Below are 18,017 nucleotides of genomic sequence, written 5' to 3' on the forward strand. Positions count from 1 at the left end.
TTGGCGTAATTCGTGGGCTTACTGGCGTATGCGCCAGAACCTACGCGCCTACAGTGAAGCCGTCCACCCCTCAAATGGAGAAAAACCCCATGACGTTGCAGATCGGTTTTCTGTTGTTTCCGCAGGTGCAGCAACTCGACCTGACCGGTCCCTATGACGTACTGGCCTCGCTGCCGGACGTGCAGGTGCATCTGATCTGGAAAGATCTGGTGCCGATCACCGCCAGCACCGGCCTGCTGTTGAAACCGACCACCACCTTCGAGGACTGCCCGAATCTGGATGTGATCTGCATACCCGGCGGCGCCGGGGTCGGGCCGCTGATGGAAGATGAGCAGACGTTGGAGTTCATCAGGCGTCAGGCGGCGCAGGCCAGGTATGTAACGTCGGTGTGCACCGGTTCGCTGGTGCTGGGCGCGGCGGGACTGCTGAAAGGCAAACGTGCGACCACCCACTGGGCCTATCACGAACTGCTGCCGAAACTCGGCGCGATTGCGGTGCAGGACCGGGTGGTGCGCGACGGCAATCTGTTTACCGGTGGCGGCATTACCGCAGGCATCGACTTTGCGCTGGTGCTGGCCGCCGAACTGGTGGGGGCCGAGGCGGCGCAGTTGATTCAGTTGCAACTGGAATATGCGCCGGCGCCGCCGTTCAATTCGGGCAGTCCTGATACGGCACCGAGCGCGATCGTCGATGAGGCTCGCCTGCGGGCTACGCCGTCGCTGAAATTGCGCTCGGAGATCACCGAACGCGCCGCCGCGAAACTCAACCTGCGCTGATCCTCAGCCACACACAAAACCCTGTAGGAGCTGCCGCAGGCTGCGATCTTTTGACTTTGGCTTTTCAAGATCAAAAGATCGCAGCCTGCGGCAGCTCCTACAGGTCGGATTGCGGCGTGTCACCGTTTCCCGCCACACCTTTACTTGTCCCCACGCCCTCACCCGTGTAGAAAGCCCTTCCATCCCATTCTGCACAAGGACTTTCGATGAAGGCGTTGCCATGGCCCTATCTGGCACTTCTCAGCCTCGGTTATGGACTGGCATTGAGCTTTGGCCAACTCGGCTGGCTTGCGCTGATCTCCTTCGGACTGTTGCTGGTGGCCGGTTTCGCCGTGCGCCAACAGCTGGTGCCGGTGGCGCGGTTGCTGGGCCACGCTGTGTTTGTTTTCCTCGCCCTGTCACTGGCGCTGCACTGGTTGCCGGGGTTCGACAACGGTCGGGCCATCGCGAAGATGCGTTTCACCGATGACGCCGTGCCGTTCGCGATGTACCTGAATCTGGACAAACCGCTGATCGGCTTCTGGCTGCTTTTGGCCTGCCCGTGGATCGTCGCCGCCCGCTCGCTGCGTCTGACGGTATTCGCCAGCGTCCTCGGCCTGATGTTGAGCGCAACCCTGGCCCTGGGTGGCGCACTGTTATTCGGGATGATTGCCTGGGCACCGAAGTGGCCTGATCAGGCGTGGATGTGGCTGCTGAACAATCTGCTATTGGTGACGCTGGTCGAGGAAGCACTGTTTCGTGGCTATATACAGGGCGGTTTGAGCCGGCTGTTCAAGCACCTGCCCCATGGCGACAACCTCGCTCTGCTGCTGGCGTCGCTGATCTTTGCCCTGGCGCATGTGGGTGCCGGCTGGCACTGGGTGCTGCTGGCGGGTCTGGCGGGTGTCGGCTATGGTCTGGCCTACCGTTTCGGCGGGCTGGCGGCGGCGATCGCCACGCATTTCTGGCTGAACCTGCTGCATTTTGCGCTGTTCACCTATCCGATGCTGGCCGGTTGAAGCAAGCGCGGTTTTGCGACGCCGTGCTGATATCTGAAAAAAAACTTCAATAATTTCCTGACAGCGCCGACAACCTTTCAAAGCCTTGCGGATTGAAAAACCATGCGTAACAACCAGCCCATTACACAACGCGAACGGACTTTCCCGGCTCAGCAGCGGTTGATTTCCACAACCGACGCCAAGGGCGTGATCACCTACTGCAACGACGCTTTCGTCGAAATCAGCGGGTTTTCGCGTGAAGAACTGATCCGTGCGCCGCACAACCTGGTCCGTCATCCTGACGTGCCGGCAGCGGTGTTTTCGCACATGTGGGGCACACTGAAACAAGGTTTGCCATGGATGGGCATTGTCAAGAACCGCTGCAAATCCGGTGACCACTACTGGGTGAACGCCTACGTGACACCGGTGTTCGACGGCAATCAGGTGGTCGGTTACGAGTCGGTGCGAATCAAACCCACCGCCGAACAGATCCGCCGTGCCGAAGCGCTCTACCAACGCATCAACCAGGGCAAGTCGGCGATCCCTTCCAGCGACAAATGGCTGCCGGTGCTGCAGGACTGGTTGCCGTTCATTCTGGTCAGCCAGCTGAGCTTCGTGATCGGCGCGACGCTGAACTCGCACTGGGGCTTTGCCCTCGCGGCCGGTTTGTCGGTACCACTGGGCCTGATGGGCCTGCAATGGCAGCAACGCGGACTCAAGCGCCTGCTGCGCCTGGCCGAACAGACCACCTCCGACCCGCTGATCGCGCAGATGTACACCGACAGCCGTGGCGCGCAGGCGCGTCTGGAAATGTCGATCCTCAGCCAGGAAGCGCGCCTGAAAACCTGCCTGACCCGTCTGCAGGACACCGCCGAGCACCTGACCGATCAGGCCAAACAGTCCGACGCCCTGGCGCACAACAGCTCCAGCGGTCTGGAACGTCAGCGCGTGGAAACCGAACAGGTCGCCACCGCCGTCAACCAGATGGCCGCCACCACCCAGGAAGTGGCCAGCCACGTACAGCGCACTGCTGACGCGACACAAGAAGCCAACCGCCTGACCGGTCGCGGTCGCGACATCGCCGGGGAAACCCGCGAAGCCATCCAGCGCCTGTCGGTCGTCGTCGGGGAAACCGGCCTGACCGTCACGCAACTGGCCAAGGACAGCGACGAAATCGGCGGCGTGGTCGACGTGATCAAAGGCATCGCCGACCAGACCAACCTGCTCGCGCTCAACGCTGCGATTGAAGCCGCACGTGCCGGCGAGATGGGCCGTGGTTTTGCCGTGGTCGCCGACGAAGTCCGCCAACTGGCACAACGCACCAGCGAATCCACCGGCCAGATCCACGCCCTGATCGCCAAGCTGCAACAGACCGCCTCCAGCGCCGTACAAACCATGGAAGCCGGCCATCGCCAGGCGGAAGAAGGTGTGGCGCGGGTACTGGAAGCAGATCAGGCCCTGGTCGGCATCAGCGAAGCAGTGGCCAACATCACCGACATGACCACCCAGATCGCCGCCGCGACCGAAGAGCAAAGTGCCGTGGCTGAAGAAATCAGCCGCAACATCAGCAACATTTCGGAGTTGGCGGACCAGACCTCGGAACAGGCGCATAACTCGGCGCTGCTGAGTGAAGAGCTGACCAAGACTGCCAACACGCAGTATTCGTTGGTGGAGCGGTTTAACCGCTAAAAGCAAAAGATCGCAGCCTGCGGCAGCTCCTACACCGAACACCTGTAGGAGCTGCCGCAGGCTGCGATCTTTTAATCTTAAAAGCCCGGACAGCGAAAGCGTCCGGGCTTTTTGTTGCCAGTCTGAAACTGGTGATGTCTGGCAGACCGCATTCGCGAGCAGGCTCGCTCCCACATTTAGTCCTCTGTACGCAGAACCAATGTGGGAGCGAGCTTGCTCGCGAAGAGGCCATAACGGCCAGCGGAATTATTGAGGCAACCGCAGTTTGTCCAGCAATCGATTAACCAACAGCTCGTTCAACATGATCAGCTGTTGCAGCGCCAGCAGCGGATTGCCCTCCGGGCCGCCGATTGAGTTGGCGATATTGCCAGCCCTGGCTTTGGCCGACGACAGCGATTCGCAAGCCTCGACGATCGAGAAGAGGCGCAGCGAAGCAAGCCGTAGACGCTGCCCCCCGGACCGATCCCGGAGCGGAGGCACCCCGAGCCCCAGCGAGCGGGTCGAACGCAGGAGCAAGCGTTTTTTGCTGACTTTTTTGAGGCGCTTGTCAAAAAAGTGAGTCGTCGCAAGGGCGAAACCTTAAGTGGCCGATACCGCAGCAGCGGATATTCACCCCAGTCTCGGCAACGTTATTAGCTGACCAGCACATATAAGGCTGGCCGCCTAGCTGTGAGATCTGACAGTAGACGCCCACCTGTTCGAGCGAGTATCAGGAGAAACCGTAATTGCAGTCGGTTGTAACACCTCCTCTTACTCGAAAAGGCAGGTTTAACAATGACCACTCACGTTATGTTTCTCCCGAAAACGCCACCGGTGCGCAATGACACGTTTCAATGGAGATTGGGCGACAAACGGAAAACAGCGGAATTCAGCTCCTTCTATCAAGGCGAGTTTTTGGGGGAGTTGTATTGGGCCATAAGCGGTGGAACAGGGAATTTCGACGATGAAAACTATTTTGCTTTCTCCATGACTCTGCCCTACCAATCCGATAAGACTCTCACAGGTGTTTATCACCTCGACCAAGGGCTGACATGTGTACACAGCCATTGGATCCCTGCGCCACCGGGATTCATCGGAATGGCTACGGTAGACGCCGACTCGGCGACCCTCAGCATCAAATATGACCCTGAAACGGACATCGCTACGGGATCATTCGAGGCCTTGTTCAAAAGTAATCGCTATCGTCTGAAGCCCAAGGGGACTTTCACCATGACCCGGGTGAGACCGACTGAAGCCGGCTCACTGCAATTCCGGGCAAGCCCACCTCAAAGTCCCTTGAAAGAATAACTTCGTGCAAGCGCTGCCACACGCTGCGATCTTTTGGCTTTTAAAGCCCGAATGGCGAAAGCGTCCGGGCTTTTTATTGCCAGCCTGAAACTCATGGTGCCTGGCAGACCGCTTTCGCGAGCAAGCATGCTCCCACAGTGGGATCAGGTCTCATCAGTTAGAGATTGGTCGACTGTCAGGCCGCCATCGCTGGCAAGCCAGCTCCCACAGTGGAATCGGGTGCCATCAGTTTAGAAATCGGTCGGCTGTCAGGTCGCCATCGCTGGCAAGCCAGCTCCCACAGTGGAATCGGGTGCCATCAGTTTAGAAACTGGTCGGCTGTCAGGCCGCCATCGCTGGCAAGCCAGCTCCCACAGTGGAATCGGGTGCCATCAGTTTAGAAATCGGTCGGCTGTCAGGCCGCCATCGCTGGCAAGCCAGCTCCCACAGTGGAATCGGGTGCCATCAGTTAGAAATTGATCGGCTGTCAGGCCGCCATCGCTGGCAAGCCAGCTCCCACAGTGGAATCGGGTGCCATCAGTTTAGAAATCGGTCGGCTGTCAGGTCGCCATCGCTGGCAAGCCAGCTCCCACAGTGGAATCGGGTGCCATCAGTTTAGAAACTGGTCGGCTGTCAGGCCGCCATCGCTGGCAAGCCAGCTCCCACACAAGAGCAAGAGCAGAACCCGCACCGCTCTTGCTCCTCACCACTCAACACGATGAGCGTTAGCTCAAGTACCGCTTTTGATCTTGATCCACGGGCGACATCGGAAGGCTGAGTGGAGGGATTGATCCGGGGGTGGGAGCGCAGCGACCGTTTGGCGAAGCCAAACACAGCGAGAGGAGGTGCAGCGAAGCAAACCGTAGGCGCTGCTCCCCGGATCGATCCCGCAGCGAAGGAACCCCGAGCTTTAGCGAGCGGGCCGGACGTAGGAGCAAGCGTTTTTTTGCTTACTTTTTTTAGGCGTTTGTAAAAAAAGTGAGTCGCCGTAAGGGCGAAACCCTAAGCCGCCGTGACCGCAGCAACGGATATGCCCCCCAAACAAAGCCTCACCGAAGAAACCCGGCAACCGTCTCCGCAGCCGAAGCCAAATGCTGCTCATGCGTAAACCCGGAAACCTTGAGCGGCTTCAAATCATGATCCCCAGAGGCCAACCAAAACACCTCAATACTCGGCGATAGATCGTAAGCCTCGACAGCGTCCCGATTGCCTAGCGCATCCCGCTCGCCCTGAACAATCAACGTCCGAGTCCGCAAAGCAGCCAAATGCTCAACCCGAGGTTTCTCCGGTTTCCCAACCGCATAAAACGGGTAACCCAGACAAACCAACGCATCAGCCCCCAACTCATCGGCCAAGAGACTGGCCATTCGCCCCCCCATCGACTTCCCGCCAACCGCCAAAACCCCAGCGACATGACGTCGCACTTCAGCGAACACTTCGCGCCAGCACTCAAGCAGTTTCGGCGCCGGATTCGGTGGACGTTTACTGCCATCAATCCGCCGCTGCGCCATATAAGGAAACTCAAACCGCAACACGTTCACGCCCAATCCAGCAAGGCGCCCAGCCATATCCGTCATCCAGTCACTGTCCATCGGCGCACCCGCACCATGGGCCAGGATCAATGTTGCCGAAGCCTTGCCCGACGCAGCATCCCAAAGCCACCCATGATCCCGCACGCACTGCGCCCATTGATCCCCGTCAATACTGGCCTTGTGCTGTTTGTCCATGCTTGCCTCGCTTTTAGTCTGCCTATAACTCCAGGCGAAGGATTCGCGGCGTTTTCTGCGCGCGCTCACTTCGGCTGAACCGTGGATGGGGAACCATGAACACTTCTATCAGTACCGCCTACAACTACAAGGTGGTCCGCCAATTCGCCATTATGACGGTGGTGTGGGGCATCGTCGGCATGGGGCTCGGGGTTTTTCTCGCGGCCCAATTGGTCTGGCCGGAACTCAACTTCAATTTGCCCTGGACCAGTTTCGGCCGTCTGCGCCCGCTGCACACCAACGCGGTGATCTTCGCCTTCGGTGGCTGTGCGCTGTTCGCCAGTTCGTTCTACTCGGTGCAGCGCACCTGCCAGACGCAATTGTTCGCGCCGAAAATCGCCGCGTTCTGCTTCTGGGGCTGGCAACTGGTGATCCTGCTGGCGGCGATCAGCCTGCCGCTGGGTTATACCAGCTCCAAGGAATACGCCGAGCTGGAATGGCCGATCGACATCCTGATCACCATCGTCTGGGTCGCCTACGCCATCGTGTTCTTCGGCACGATCATGCAGCGCAAGACCAAGCACATTTATGTGGGCAACTGGTTCTTCGGCGCGTTCATCATCACCGTGGCGATCCTGCACATCGTCAACAACCTCGAGTTGCCGGTGAGCTTCACCAAGTCCTACTCGGTGTACGCCGGTGCGACCGACGCGATGGTGCAATGGTGGTACGGCCACAACGCCGTAGGCTTTTTCCTCACCGCCGGTTTCCTCGGGATGATGTACTACTTCGTGCCGAAACAGGCCGAACGTCCGGTGTATTCGTATCGCCTGTCGATCGTGCACTTCTGGGCGCTGATCACCCTGTACATCTGGGCCGGCCCGCACCATCTGCACTACACCGCGCTGCCGGACTGGGCGCAGTCGCTGGGCATGGTGATGTCGCTGATTCTGCTGGCACCGAGCTGGGGCGGCATGATCAACGGCATGATGACCCTCTCGGGCGCGTGGCATAAGTTGCGCAGCGACCCGATCCTGCGCTTCCTCGTGGTGTCGCTGGCGTTCTACGGCATGTCGACCTTCGAAGGTCCGATGATGGCGATCAAGACTGTAAACGCCCTCTCCCACTACACCGACTGGACCATCGGCCACGTTCACGCCGGCGCGCTCGGCTGGGTAGCGATGATTTCCATCGGCGCGCTGTACCACATGATCCCGAAAGTCTTCGGCAAAGAGCAGATGCACAGCATCGGCCTGATCAACGCGCACTTCTGGCTCGCGACCATCGGCACCGTGCTCTACATCGCTTCGATGTGGGTCAACGGCATCGCCCAGGGCCTGATGTGGCGCGCAGTCAACGAGGACGGCACGCTGACCTACTCCTTCGTCGAAACCCTGGTGGCCAGCCACCCAGGCTTCATCGTGCGTCTGGTGGGTGGGGCGATCTTCCTCAGCGGCATGTTCCTGATGGCTTACAACACCTGGCGCACCGTGCGGGCCTCGCAGCCTGCTGACGTCGTTGCTGCCGCGCAGATGGCCTGAGGAGTCCGCCATGAAACACGAAACGATTGAAAAGAACGTCGGCCTGCTGATGCTGCTGATGGTGTTTGCCGTGAGCATCGGCGGCCTGACCCAGATCGTCCCGCTGTTCTTCCAGGACGTCACCAACAAACCGGTGGAAGGCATGAAGCCCTACACCGCGCTGCAACTGGAAGGCCGCGACATCTACATCCGCGAAGGCTGCGTCGGTTGCCACTCGCAGATGATCCGCCCGTTCCGCGCTGAAACCGAACGCTACGGGCACTACTCGGTGGCCGGCGAAAGCGTGTGGGATCACCCGTTCCTGTGGGGTTCGAAACGTACCGGGCCGGACCTGGCCCGCGTCGGCGCGCGTTACTCGGATGACTGGCACCGCGCGCACTTGTACAACCCGCGCAACGTGGTACCCGAGTCGAAAATGCCTGCCTACCCGTGGCTGGTCACGCAAGCGGTCGACAGCAGCCACACCGAAACCAAGCTCAAGACCATGCGCACCCTCGGCGTGCCGTACACCGACGACGATATCAGCGGCGCGGTCGCCAGCCTCAAGGGCAAGACCGAGATGGACGCCCTCGTCTCCTACCTGCAAGTGCTTGGCACTGCGATCAAGAGCAAGAGGTGAGCCATGGTCATTGAAATGAGCACAGGCCTCATACGTGGTCTCGGCACGGTCGTGGTGTTCGTCGCCTTCGTCGGTCTGACCTTGTGGGTATTCAATCGCAAGCGCACCCCGGAGTTTGCCGAAGCACGTCTGCTGCCGTTCGCCGACGAGCCGCAACCCGACACTACCCCCGCATCTGAAACAAGGAGTACCCGGCCATGACCACCTTCTGGAGTACGTGGATCTGCGTACTGACCATCGGCAGCCTGATCGGCCTGACCTGGCTGCTGATCGGCACGCGCCGGGGCGAGACCAAGGGCAGCGTCGACCAGACCATGGGCCACAGCTTCGACGGCATCGAGGAGTACGACAACCCGCTGCCGCAGTGGTGGTTCATGCTGTTCGCCGGCACGCTGGTGTTTTCCGTGGGCTATCTGATCCTGTATCCGGGCCTGGGCAACTGGAAAGGCATTCTGCCCGGCTACGAGGACGGCTGGACCGGCGTCCACGAATGGGAAAAGGAAATGAGCAAGGCCGACGCCAAATTCGGGCCGATCTTCGCCAAGTTCGCCGCCATGCCGGTGGAAGAAGTGGCGAAGGATCCGCAGGCGCTGAAAATGGGTGGCCGACTGTTCGCCTCCAACTGCTCGGTGTGCCACGGTTCCGACGCCAAGGGCGCGTTCGGTTTCCCCAACCTGGCGGACAAGGACTGGCGCTGGGGCGGCAGTGCCGAGACCATCAAGACCACCATCATGGGTGGGCGGATGGCGGCGATGCCGGCCTGGGGCGAAGTGCTCGGCGAGACAGGTGTAAAGAACGTCGCGGCGTATGTGCGTCACGAACTGGCCGGCCTGCCGCTGCCGGCCGACAGCAAGGCTGACCTGCAGGCCGGACAGCAAGCGTTCAGCACCACCTGCGTAGCCTGTCATGGGGCAACCGGCCAAGGCACTGAAGCCATGGGTGCGCCGAACCTGACGCACCCGGCCGGATTTATCTACGGCACCAGCCTGACGCAGCTTGAGCAGACCATTCGCCATGGTCGCCAAGGCCATATGCCAGCGCAGAACGAATTGCTGGGCAACGATAAAGTGCAATTGCTGGCCGCTTATGTGTACAGTCTTTCACACGGATTGAATACAGAAAAACTGATTACCGAAGACAACAAGCAATAAATATTGCGCACACCTCTGCCGCATCGTTCTCGATGCGGCAGCATCCCGCCCCTTTGCGACGCATTGTCGCACCCCGTCACACCCTCTCCTTTCGAATCCTCCGATTCGGGTCTACGCTTGCTCGATGCGGACTGGCCCGTGCCGGTTCCAGGTCGACCTTGAGCGATGTGTTCGACAAATCGCCTGACTGACAGGGCGCAAAGCCCGGTAGATACCGGCTGTCGCGTCGATGACCGTCCGTCACCCGATCACTGCGTTCGAACACACCTCGTTACATCTGACCTGAACCCCTCGCTTTTTTCGTCCGCTGCGACATTTTGTCCGAGGCCGATTTTGTCCTTACGCGGCGTATGGAAAGGCCGCAGAATCAGCGTTGGAAAGCATTGACCCAGGTCATGGCGCGTTGCAATGACCCCCTGCTCTCTGCATACTTGCGGCCGATTTTAATCCTAATAAAACACCCAAACCGTGGAACCTTAGAATGAGCACAGCAATCAGTCCGACTGCTTATAACTATAAGGTAGTCCGCCAGTTCGCCATCATGACGGTGGTCTGGGGGATCCTTGGCATGGGGCTTGGTGTCTTCATCGCCTCGCAACTGGTCTGGCCGGAGTTGAACTTCGGTCTGCCGTGGACGAGCTTTGGACGCCTGCGCCCGTTGCACACAAACCTGGTGATTTTCGCCTTCGGTGGTTGTGCACTGTTTGCCACTTCCTACTATGTCGTGCAGCGAACCTGCCAGACGCGACTGATCTCCGACAGCCTCGCCGCCTTCACCTTCTGGGGCTGGCAGGCAGTTATCGTCGGCGCAATCATTACCTTGCCGCTGGGCTACACCACCACCAAGGAATACGCCGAACTGGAATGGCCGCTCGCCATTCTGCTGGCCATTGTCTGGGTCTCCTACGGGCTGGTGTTCTTCGGCACCATCACCAAGCGCAAGACCAAGCACATCTATGTCGGTAACTGGTTCTACGGCGCGTTCATCGTCGTGACCGCGATGCTGCACATCGTCAACCACGCTTCCCTGCCGGTCAGCTTCTTCAAGTCCTACTCCGCCTACTCGGGCGCGACCGACGCGATGATCCAGTGGTGGTACGGCCACAACGCCGTGGGTTTCTTCCTGACCACCGGCTTCCTCGGGATGATGTACTACTTCGTGCCGAAACAGGCCGAACGCCCGATCTACTCCTATCGCCTGTCGATCGTGCACTTCTGGGCCCTGATCACCCTGTATATCTGGGCCGGCCCGCACCACCTGCACTACACCGCACTGCCGGACTGGGCACAATCGCTGGGCATGGCGATGTCGATCATTCTGCTGGCGCCAAGCTGGGGCGGCATGATCAACGGCATGATGACCCTGTCGGGTGCCTGGCATAAGCTGCGCACCGACCCGATCCTGCGCTTCCTTGTGGTGTCGCTGGCGTTCTATGGCATGTCGACCTTCGAAGGTCCGATGATGGCGATCAAAACCGTCAACTCGCTCTCGCACTACACCGACTGGACCATCGGCCACGTACACGCCGGCGCTCTGGGCTGGGTGGCGATGATTTCGATCGGCGCGATCTACCACATGATCCCGAAACTGTTCGGCCGCGCGCAGATGCACAGCGTCGGCCTGATCAACGCACACTTCTGGCTCGCGACCATCGGTACCGTGCTGTACATCGCCTCGATGTGGGTCAACGGCATCACTCAGGGTCTGATGTGGCGTGCAATCAACGATGACGGCACCCTCACCTACTCGTTCGTCGAAGCGCTGCAGGCCAGCCACCCGGGCTACATCGTCCGTGCCCTGGGCGGTGCATTCTTCGCCAGCGGCATGTTCCTGATGGCTTACAACGTCTGGCGCACCGTGCGCGCCTCGAACCCGGTTGAAGCCGAAGCCGCCGCCCAGATCGCTGTCGTTGGAGCTCACTGATGAAGCATGAAGCTGTCGAGAAGAATATTGGCCTGCTGGCCTTCTTCATGGTTATCGCCGTCAGCATTGGCGGCCTGACCCAGATCGTTCCGCTGTTCTTCCAGGACGTCACCAACAAGCCGGTCGAAGGCATGAAGCCGCGCTCGGCACTGGAACTGGAAGGCCGCGACGTCTATATCGCCAACGGTTGTGTCGGCTGCCACTCGCAGATGATCCGTCCGTTCCGCGCTGAAACCGAACGCTACGGCCACTACTCGGTCGCTGGTGAAAGCGTCTGGGACCACCCGTTCCTGTGGGGTTCCAAACGTACCGGTCCGGATCTGGCCCGTGTCGGCGGTCGTTACTCCGATGACTGGCAGCGTGCGCACCTGTACAACCCGCGCAACGTAGTGCCTGAGTCGAAAATGCCGGCTTACCCGTTCCTCGTGGAAAACAAGCTCGACGGCAAAGACACGGCCAAGAAAATGGAAGTGTTGCGCACACTCGGCGTCCCTTACACCGACGAAGACATCGCCGGTGCAAAAGAGGCCGTGAAGGGCAAAACCGAAATGGACGCGCTGGTGGCCTACCTTCAGGGCCTGGGCACCATCATCAAAAGCAAACGGTGATTCTTCATGGATATCGGGATGATTCGTGGCCTGGGCACCGTTGTCGTGATGGTGGCCTTCATCGGTTTGGCGTTGTGGGTATTCAGCCCCAAGCGCAAGTCGGAGTTTGAAGACGCAACCTTGCTGCCTTTTGCGGATGATCCCGAAGCCATCAAGCACGTCGAGCAAGCTTCTAGGAGTAACAAAGAATGACTACATTCTGGAGTCTGTACGTCACAGTCCTCAGTCTCGGTACGATCTTTTCCCTGACCTGGCTGCTGCTGTCGACCCGCAAGGGCCAGCGCAGCGAGCAGACGGAAGAGACCGTGGGCCACTCTTTCGACGGGATCGAGGAGTACGACAACCCACTGCCGAAATGGTGGTTCATGCTGTTCGTGGGCACCATCGTGTTCGCTCTCGGTTATCTGGTGCTGTACCCGGGTCTGGGCAACTGGAAAGGCTTGTTGCCGGGCTACAACTACCTCGATAACGACAAGCAGACCGCGTTCGCCAACGGCCAGACCGGCTGGACCGGCGTGCACGAGTGGGAAAAGGAAATGGCCCGCTCGGACGCCAAGTTCGGTCCGATCTTCGCCAAGTTCGCGGCGATGCCAATCGAGGAAGTCGCCAAGGATCCACAAGCACTGAAGATGGGCGGCCGTCTGTTCGCCTCCAACTGCTCGGTGTGCCACGGTTCCGACGCCAAAGGCGCCTATGGTTTCCCGAACCTGACCGACGCCGACTGGCGCTGGGGCGGCGAGCCGGAAACCATCAAGACCACCATCATGGGCGGTCGTCACGCGGTGATGCCGGCCTGGGCCGACGTCATTGGCGAGCAAGGCGTCGCCGACGTCGCAGCCTTCGTGGTCACTCAACTTGATGGCCGCAAACTGCCGGAAGGCACCAAGGCTGACCCGGCCAACGGCCAGAAACTGTTCGCCGCCAACTGCGTGGCCTGCCACGGACCGGAAGGCAAAGGCACTCCGGCGATGGGCGCACCGAACCTGACCCACCCGGCCGCGTTCATCTACGGTTCGAGCTTCGCCCAACTGCAGCAGACCATCCGTTACGGCCGTCAGGGCCAGATGCCTGCGCAGGAACAACTGCAAGGCAACGATAAGGTGCACTTGCTGGCAGCGTATGTTTACAGCCTGTCTCACGGTGACAAACCCGCTGAAGCCGAGGCCCAATAAGGCCAACGGCTGACGCAAAATAAAGCCCCCACCAGTGCTCTGGCGGGGGCTTTTTTATGGGCGACTGGCCCAGATCGATTTCACCGGTACTGTGGCCACCGGTTGACGATGGCGCCACTGATTACCCTCGACCAGACTCACCTCAAGTTGTTTGCGGTCTTTGGAAAAGCTGGCCGTCAGGTACGTCTGTTGAGAGGCCGCACCGCTGAGGAACATCGGCACACTGCCCATGTAGGTCTGGCTGCCACCCTCGCCATGGTAATGACCAGCAAATATCGCCGTCACCTGATACTTTTCAAGCATTTCGCGAAAGCGCTTCTGTTGCTCCCAACTGCCTGTCCAGTCATAGGGTTTGTGCATATTGATAATGATCGCGTAGCCCTGCGCTCGCGCTATTCGCAAATCACTTTCCAGCCAGTCCAGCGACTGTTTGATATCGAACGAGGTCGGATTCAGCGCATGGGAAATCTTCACCTGGTAAGTCGGCTCATTGTTCAACTGCACCAGATGTACTTCACCGATATTCTTTGAATACGCCAGACTGCCGAGATAGTGCTTATTCAAAAAGCTGCCACTCACTTCAAGATCGAACTGATCGACCTTATCCACGTGATGATCACGATAATCGACAATACTGCCCGCCGTGCAACTCTCACTGAAACAGTCATTCACGTTGTTCTGGTAATCATGATTACCCAGCCCATAGAGAAATTGATCGCCAAAGTGTTTGTTCAGCATCGTCTTCATGAAGGAGCGCTGCCAGCCATGGCCGAACGCAGTGATGTCGCCGTTGATCATCAACGGCACGGCGGCCTGGCCGCCCATTTCGTTGCGAAACTGCGCAATACTCGCAAACTGGCTCTCGACCAGCCATTTCGAGCGTTTTTCAAAGTCCGCGCTCGGCTCATCTTCACCACTGTCCGATTTTTCCGTCCACGGGTATTGCGGGTCCGAGGCAAATACCATGTGCAGCGGAACACCTTCATTGGCACTGGCAAGAGAACTCAGCGATAACAGGCACAGACAAGCGAAAAGCTTTTTAACTTCCTTGATTTTCATAACACTCCATTATTCCATTAACTTTCAAAACACGAACATGCAACTAGCATGCTGCAGAACAGACACCAAGCTATTCGAAATCAATAAAAAATTAAAAGTCTTCAATTAACTAATTATATTTCTACAGCATGGGCATAGCCGTTGAAATTAATACTTTGAGACACATGCCTGATGGACTCGTTTCAGCTTGCTCTGTAGGGTCTGCCAAAGGCCCGGTGACCCGCATCGGAGCCACTTCAAGGATGAAGCCGCTATGTTGAATGACGACAAAACCTGTCTCATGGTTGATCAGCCTCTTACTGAATCTGATCTTCCAACCGAATCATCGGAAAAAACCGTGGAAACCATTACCGCGACATTCGACAGTCCGTCACAACCCGATTCCAAAAGCACCACAAAACGCCATCGAAATACCGGCAGTCTCGATAGCCTGGGCGGCGGCAGGCTGCCCTGATTCTTGAAGCCACGCCTGAATCAACCAGAGCCGGCCTGCGCCTTGTGCGGGGCTGGCTCGACTAATGCCAGCCACGGACCGACCAACGGACGGCTGAGTCCTGTCTTCCTCGATTGCCGCCCCCAAGGCGAAGTAGTAACGTTGCTACATCTGTATTGCGAGAGGTCAACCATGATGGCAATCACCACCATCTCCAGCCGTGAATTCAATCAGGACACCAACAGCGCCAAAAAGGCTGCGCGTCTGGGTCCAGTGATCATCACCGACCGTGGCAAGGCCTCTCATGTCCTTTTGAGCATTGAGGAATATCAGAAACTGAGCGGCGCAAACACAAGCATTGTCGATTGGTTGGTCATGCCGGAGGCTGCCGACATCGATTTCGAAACCGAGCGCGCAGTCATCATTCATCGTCCCGTGGACCTGTCCTGATGTATTTACTCGACACCAATGTGATTTCCGAACTTCGCAAGCCGCAAGCCGATGCCAATGTGGTCAGTTGGGCCAAAGGCGTCATCGCCCCGCGTCTGTACATTTCCGCCATTACTCTGAAAGAACTGGAAACCGGAGTCCTGCGAATGGAACGGCGTGATCCTGCTCAAGGAAAGCTGTTGCGCAGTTGGCTGACGCGTCACGTCATGCCCGCATTCGAAGCCCGAATCCTGCCGGTTGATGCTGCAGTAGCGCTGCGTTGTGCCAGCCTGCATGTGCCCGACCAGGCCAATGAAAGCGATGCATTGATCGCTGCCACGGCCCTGGTGCATGGACTCACGGTGGTCACGCGCAATGTCGATGATTTCCGCTCGAGCGGCGTCGCCCTGATCAACCCATGGGAGCAATGAATTAGCTGCCACTGCAAAACCGTCCATACTCAACAAGTCAATTGATCTGCATCAGGCTTTGCTGCATTCGCTACACCAATAATGCTTTTTTCCCAACGCGACCAAAGGTCGCACCCTTGAATTAGAGCGACAGGCGTATCATTGCGCCACTGCAACACCCCTTTCTGACCGCGGTCGGCACGTATCGACCGAGGCATTTGTCCACTGCCGTGGGATGCAATGATGAGCAACCAGATTCCGGTACACGACGTCACACCGCCGAGCAAAAACGCGAACAACAGCGTCGACCTTTACGCCTCTCGAGAAAAAATCTACACCCGTGCTTTCACTGGCCTGTTCCGCAATCTGCGGATGATGGGCGGCGCTGCGCTGTTTCTGTTGTATTTCGGTACGGTGTGGCTGAACTGGGGCGGGCATCAGGCGGTGTGGTGGAACCTGCCGGAACGCAAGTTCTTCATCTTTGGTGCGACCTTCTGGCCGCAGGACTTCATCCTGCTGTCTGGCCTGCTGATCATTGCCGCGTTCGGTCTGTTCTTCATCACCGTTTACGCCGGCCGCGTCTGGTGCGGCTACACCTGTCCGCAAAGCGTGTGGACGTGGATTTTCATGTGGTGCGAGAAAGTCACCGAAGGCGACCGCAACCAGCGGATCAAGCTCGATAAAGCGCCGATGAGCGGCAACAAGTTCCTGCGCAAGCTCGCCAAGCATTCATTGTGGCTGCTGATCGGCTTCGTCACCGGCATGACCTTCGTCGGCTACTTCTCGCCAATCCGCGAACTGGTGATCGAGTTCTTCACCGGCCAGGCCGATGGCTGGTCGTATTTCTGGGTCGGTTTCTTCACCCTCGCCACCTACGGCAACGCCGGCTGGCTGCGCGAGCAGGTGTGCATCTACATGTGCCCCTATGCACGTTTCCAGAGCGTGATGTTCGACAAGGACACCCTGATCGTTTCCTACGACCCGCGTCGCGGCGAAAGCCGTGGCCCGCGCAAGAAAGGTGTCGACTACAAGGCTATGGGCCTGGGCGACTGCATCGATTGCACCATGTGTGTTCAGGTGTGCCCGACCGGTATCGACATCCGTGACGGCCTGCAGATCGAGTGCATCGGTTGCGCCGCGTGCATCGACGCCTGCGACGCGATCATGGACAAGATGGACTACCCGCGCGGCCTCATCAGTTACACCACCGAACACAACCTCTCGGGCCAGAAAACCCATAAACTGCGGCCACGCCTGATCGGCTATGCGGTGGTGCTGCTGGCGATGATCAGCCTGCTGGTGACCGCATTCTTCATGCGCTCGCTGGTCGGTTTCGACGTCAGCAAGGACCGCGTGCTGTACCGCGAGAACGCCGAAGGCCGGATCGAAAACGTCTACAGCCTGAAGATCATGAACAAGGATCAGCGCGACCACACCTACGTGCTGGAGGCCGTCGGCCTGCCGGATCTGCGCCTGCAAGGCAAACGCGAGATCAAGGTCCCGGCCGGCGAAATCTTCAGCATGCCGGTGGAGTTGTCGAGCGCACCGGAACAATTGCCGTCGAGCACCAACGAGGTGAAATTCATCCTCAAGGACGCCGACGACGACAGCGTCCACGTTGAAGCCAAGAGCCGATTCATCGGCCCACAAACCCGTTGAGAGAACTGAACATGCCCGCCGCAAACGCCGCAAGCCCTTGGTACAAGCACCTCTGGCCATGGATCATCATCGGTATCCTGGCCTGCTCGGTGACGTTGACCCTGTCAATGGTGACCATTGCGGTGAACAACCCGGACAACCTGGTCAACGACAACTACTACGAGGCCGGCAAAGGCATCAACCGCTCGCTGGACCGTGAACTGTTGGCGCAGGAGTTGAAGATGCGCGCCAACGTCCATCTGGATGAACTCACCGGCGAAGTTGACCTGCGCCTGAGCGGTGACAGCCAGCCGAAAACCCTGGAACTGAACCTGATCTCGCCGACCCAGCCGGAGAAGGATCGCAAGATTGTCCTGACCCGCAGCGAAACCGAAGCCGGCCGTTACATCGGCCAGTTGGGCGACAAGGTCGAAGGTCGGCGTTTTGTCGAATTGCTGGGCACTCAGGACGACCACGTGTGGCGCATGTTCGAAGAAGAACAGGTCAGCCATGACAAGGATCTGCTGCTCGGTGACGAACCGCTGCAGGGCGCTGAAGACCAGAAGAAGTAAACCGAACCCTGTAGGAGCTGCCGCAGGCTGCGATCTTTTGATCTTGC

General features: G+C 58.8%; 20 protein-coding genes. 17 read left to right on the forward strand and 3 right to left on the reverse strand.

Annotated features, from left to right (window positions below):
* Positions 1-89 precede the first annotated feature (89 nt).
* From inhA to AB1J88_RS11215, 3 genes are all read left to right on the forward strand, one after another.
* Positions 90-776, forward strand: a complete 687-nt coding sequence (inhA, locus tag AB1J88_RS11205) for an isonitrile hydratase (protein WP_430291085.1) — start codon at positions 90-92, stop codon at positions 774-776.
* Between the two features lie 206 nt (positions 777-982).
* On the forward strand, positions 983-1,774 hold the full coding sequence (locus tag AB1J88_RS11210) for a CPBP family intramembrane glutamic endopeptidase (RefSeq protein ID WP_430291086.1): 792 nt from the start codon (positions 983-985) through the stop codon (positions 1,772-1,774).
* A 102-nt stretch (positions 1,775-1,876) separates the two neighbouring features.
* Positions 1,877-3,442: a methyl-accepting chemotaxis protein gene (locus AB1J88_RS11215; RefSeq protein ID WP_003223402.1), complete on the forward strand. Its 1,566-nt coding sequence runs from the start codon at positions 1,877-1,879 to the stop codon at positions 3,440-3,442.
* Between the two features lie 246 nt (positions 3,443-3,688).
* Here the strand turns inward: AB1J88_RS11215 and AB1J88_RS11220 are convergent, their stop codons facing one another.
* On the reverse strand, positions 3,689-3,958 hold the full coding sequence (locus tag AB1J88_RS11220) for a DUF6124 family protein (RefSeq protein ID WP_430291087.1): 270 nt from the start codon (positions 3,956-3,958) through the stop codon (positions 3,689-3,691).
* A 258-nt stretch (positions 3,959-4,216) separates the two neighbouring features.
* Between AB1J88_RS11220 and AB1J88_RS11225 the strand changes: the two genes are divergently transcribed.
* Entirely contained in the window at positions 4,217-4,729 is a 513-nt protein-coding gene (locus tag AB1J88_RS11225) for a hypothetical protein (protein WP_430291088.1), read from the forward strand.
* Between the two features lie 1,028 nt (positions 4,730-5,757).
* Here AB1J88_RS11225 and AB1J88_RS11230 read toward each other — a convergent pair.
* On the reverse strand, positions 5,758-6,435 hold the full coding sequence (locus AB1J88_RS11230) for an alpha/beta family hydrolase (RefSeq protein ID WP_430291089.1): 678 nt from the start codon (positions 6,433-6,435) through the stop codon (positions 5,758-5,760).
* A gap of 95 nt (positions 6,436-6,530) precedes the next feature.
* Between AB1J88_RS11230 and ccoN (AB1J88_RS11235) the strand changes: the two genes are divergently transcribed.
* The 8 genes from ccoN (AB1J88_RS11235) to ccoP (AB1J88_RS11270) all read left to right on the forward strand — a co-directional run bounded on the left by ccoN (AB1J88_RS11235) (position 6,531) and on the right by ccoP (AB1J88_RS11270) (position 13,429).
* Positions 6,531-7,955, forward strand: coding sequence for a cytochrome-c oxidase, cbb3-type subunit I (ccoN, locus tag AB1J88_RS11235; protein ID WP_041067879.1), 1,425 nt, complete (start codon positions 6,531-6,533; stop codon positions 7,953-7,955).
* Positions 7,956-7,965: 10 nt separating this feature from the next.
* On the forward strand, positions 7,966-8,574 hold the full coding sequence (gene ccoO / locus AB1J88_RS11240) for a cytochrome-c oxidase, cbb3-type subunit II (RefSeq protein ID WP_003223389.1): 609 nt from the start codon (positions 7,966-7,968) through the stop codon (positions 8,572-8,574).
* A 3-nt stretch (positions 8,575-8,577) separates the two neighbouring features.
* Entirely contained in the window at positions 8,578-8,775 is a 198-nt protein-coding gene (locus AB1J88_RS11245; RefSeq protein ID WP_041067875.1) for a cbb3-type cytochrome oxidase subunit 3, read from the forward strand.
* Positions 8,772-9,725 carry a cytochrome-c oxidase, cbb3-type subunit III gene (ccoP, locus tag AB1J88_RS11250; protein ID WP_041067872.1) on the forward strand — a complete coding sequence of 318 codons (954 nt, stop codon included), beginning with the start codon at positions 8,772-8,774 and terminating at the stop codon, positions 9,723-9,725. The genes AB1J88_RS11245 and ccoP (AB1J88_RS11250) overlap by 4 nt, the downstream gene beginning before the upstream one ends.
* 481 nt (positions 9,726-10,206) lie before the next feature.
* Positions 10,207-11,649 carry a cytochrome-c oxidase, cbb3-type subunit I gene (ccoN, locus tag AB1J88_RS11255; RefSeq protein WP_047293093.1) on the forward strand — a complete coding sequence of 481 codons (1,443 nt, stop codon included), beginning with the start codon at positions 10,207-10,209 and terminating at the stop codon, positions 11,647-11,649.
* Entirely contained in the window at positions 11,649-12,257 is a 609-nt protein-coding gene (ccoO, locus tag AB1J88_RS11260) for a cytochrome-c oxidase, cbb3-type subunit II (RefSeq protein ID WP_198760195.1), read from the forward strand. Before ccoN (AB1J88_RS11255) ends, ccoO (AB1J88_RS11260) begins: the two co-directional genes overlap by 1 nt.
* Positions 12,258-12,263: 6 nt before the next feature.
* Entirely contained in the window at positions 12,264-12,449 is a 186-nt protein-coding gene (locus tag AB1J88_RS11265) for a CcoQ/FixQ family Cbb3-type cytochrome c oxidase assembly chaperone (RefSeq protein ID WP_003175465.1), read from the forward strand.
* On the forward strand, positions 12,446-13,429 hold the full coding sequence (gene ccoP, locus AB1J88_RS11270; RefSeq protein WP_041067842.1) for a cytochrome-c oxidase, cbb3-type subunit III: 984 nt from the start codon (positions 12,446-12,448) through the stop codon (positions 13,427-13,429). Before AB1J88_RS11265 ends, ccoP (AB1J88_RS11270) begins: the two co-directional genes overlap by 4 nt.
* A 54-nt stretch (positions 13,430-13,483) precedes the next feature.
* Here the strand turns inward: ccoP (AB1J88_RS11270) and AB1J88_RS11275 are convergent, their stop codons facing one another.
* Entirely contained in the window at positions 13,484-14,488 is a 1,005-nt protein-coding gene (locus AB1J88_RS11275; RefSeq protein ID WP_430291090.1) for a metallophosphoesterase family protein, read from the reverse strand.
* A 253-nt stretch (positions 14,489-14,741) separates the two neighbouring features.
* Between AB1J88_RS11275 and AB1J88_RS11280 the strand changes: the two genes are divergently transcribed.
* The 5 genes from AB1J88_RS11280 to AB1J88_RS11300 all read left to right on the forward strand — a co-directional run bounded on the left by AB1J88_RS11280 (position 14,742) and on the right by AB1J88_RS11300 (position 17,970).
* Positions 14,742-14,942, forward strand: coding sequence for a hypothetical protein (locus tag AB1J88_RS11280; protein WP_430291091.1), 201 nt, complete (start codon positions 14,742-14,744; stop codon positions 14,940-14,942).
* 174 nt (positions 14,943-15,116) lie between these two features.
* Positions 15,117-15,371, forward strand: a complete 255-nt coding sequence (locus tag AB1J88_RS11285) for a type II toxin-antitoxin system Phd/YefM family antitoxin (protein ID WP_430292685.1) — start codon at positions 15,117-15,119, stop codon at positions 15,369-15,371.
* On the forward strand, positions 15,371-15,781 hold the full coding sequence (locus AB1J88_RS11290; RefSeq protein WP_041067833.1) for a type II toxin-antitoxin system VapC family toxin: 411 nt from the start codon (positions 15,371-15,373) through the stop codon (positions 15,779-15,781). Before AB1J88_RS11285 ends, AB1J88_RS11290 begins: the two co-directional genes overlap by 1 nt.
* A 222-nt stretch (positions 15,782-16,003) precedes the next feature.
* A complete protein-coding gene (ccoG, locus tag AB1J88_RS11295) occupies positions 16,004-17,419 on the forward strand; it encodes a cytochrome c oxidase accessory protein CcoG (protein WP_222015430.1) in 1,416 nt (471 codons plus the stop codon).
* Positions 17,420-17,430: 11 nt separating this feature from the next.
* Positions 17,431-17,970, forward strand: coding sequence for a FixH family protein (locus AB1J88_RS11300; protein WP_108182177.1), 540 nt, complete (start codon positions 17,431-17,433; stop codon positions 17,968-17,970).
* Positions 17,971-18,017: the final 47 nt, after the last annotated feature.

Source organism: Pseudomonas sp. S8 (assembly GCF_050473925.1).
Classification (GTDB): domain Bacteria; phylum Pseudomonadota; class Gammaproteobacteria; order Pseudomonadales; family Pseudomonadaceae; genus Aquipseudomonas; species Aquipseudomonas parakoreensis.

Excerpts from the sequence above, each read along its gene's own strand:
- inhA (WP_430291085.1), top strand. The coding sequence starts at position 90 with ATGACGTTGCAGATCGGTTTTCTGTTGTTTCCGCAGGTGCAGCAACTC.
- AB1J88_RS11210 (WP_430291086.1), top strand. The coding sequence starts at position 983 with ATGAAGGCGTTGCCATGGCCCTATCTGGCACTTCTCAGCCTCGGTTAT.
- AB1J88_RS11215 (WP_003223402.1), top strand. The coding sequence starts at position 1,877 with ATGCGTAACAACCAGCCCATTACACAACGCGAACGGACTTTCCCGGCT.
- AB1J88_RS11225 (WP_430291088.1), top strand. The coding sequence starts at position 4,217 with ATGACCACTCACGTTATGTTTCTCCCGAAAACGCCACCGGTGCGCAAT.
- AB1J88_RS11230 (WP_430291089.1), bottom strand. The coding sequence starts at position 6,435 with ATGGACAAACAGCACAAGGCCAGTATTGACGGGGATCAATGGGCGCAG.
- ccoN (WP_041067879.1), top strand. The coding sequence starts at position 6,531 with ATGAACACTTCTATCAGTACCGCCTACAACTACAAGGTGGTCCGCCAA.
- ccoO (WP_003223389.1), top strand. The coding sequence starts at position 7,966 with ATGAAACACGAAACGATTGAAAAGAACGTCGGCCTGCTGATGCTGCTG.
- AB1J88_RS11245 (WP_041067875.1), top strand. The coding sequence starts at position 8,578 with ATGGTCATTGAAATGAGCACAGGCCTCATACGTGGTCTCGGCACGGTC.
- ccoP (WP_041067872.1), top strand. The coding sequence starts at position 8,772 with ATGACCACCTTCTGGAGTACGTGGATCTGCGTACTGACCATCGGCAGC.
- ccoN (WP_047293093.1), top strand. The coding sequence starts at position 10,207 with ATGAGCACAGCAATCAGTCCGACTGCTTATAACTATAAGGTAGTCCGC.
- ccoO (WP_198760195.1), top strand. The coding sequence starts at position 11,649 with ATGAAGCATGAAGCTGTCGAGAAGAATATTGGCCTGCTGGCCTTCTTC.
- AB1J88_RS11265 (WP_003175465.1), top strand. The coding sequence starts at position 12,264 with ATGGATATCGGGATGATTCGTGGCCTGGGCACCGTTGTCGTGATGGTG.
- ccoP (WP_041067842.1), top strand. The coding sequence starts at position 12,446 with ATGACTACATTCTGGAGTCTGTACGTCACAGTCCTCAGTCTCGGTACG.
- AB1J88_RS11275 (WP_430291090.1), bottom strand. The coding sequence starts at position 14,488 with ATGAAAATCAAGGAAGTTAAAAAGCTTTTCGCTTGTCTGTGCCTGTTA.
- AB1J88_RS11280 (WP_430291091.1), top strand. The coding sequence starts at position 14,742 with ATGTTGAATGACGACAAAACCTGTCTCATGGTTGATCAGCCTCTTACT.
- AB1J88_RS11285 (WP_430292685.1), top strand. The coding sequence starts at position 15,117 with ATGGCAATCACCACCATCTCCAGCCGTGAATTCAATCAGGACACCAAC.
- AB1J88_RS11290 (WP_041067833.1), top strand. The coding sequence starts at position 15,371 with ATGTATTTACTCGACACCAATGTGATTTCCGAACTTCGCAAGCCGCAA.
- ccoG (WP_222015430.1), top strand. The coding sequence starts at position 16,004 with ATGAGCAACCAGATTCCGGTACACGACGTCACACCGCCGAGCAAAAAC.
- AB1J88_RS11300 (WP_108182177.1), top strand. The coding sequence starts at position 17,431 with ATGCCCGCCGCAAACGCCGCAAGCCCTTGGTACAAGCACCTCTGGCCA.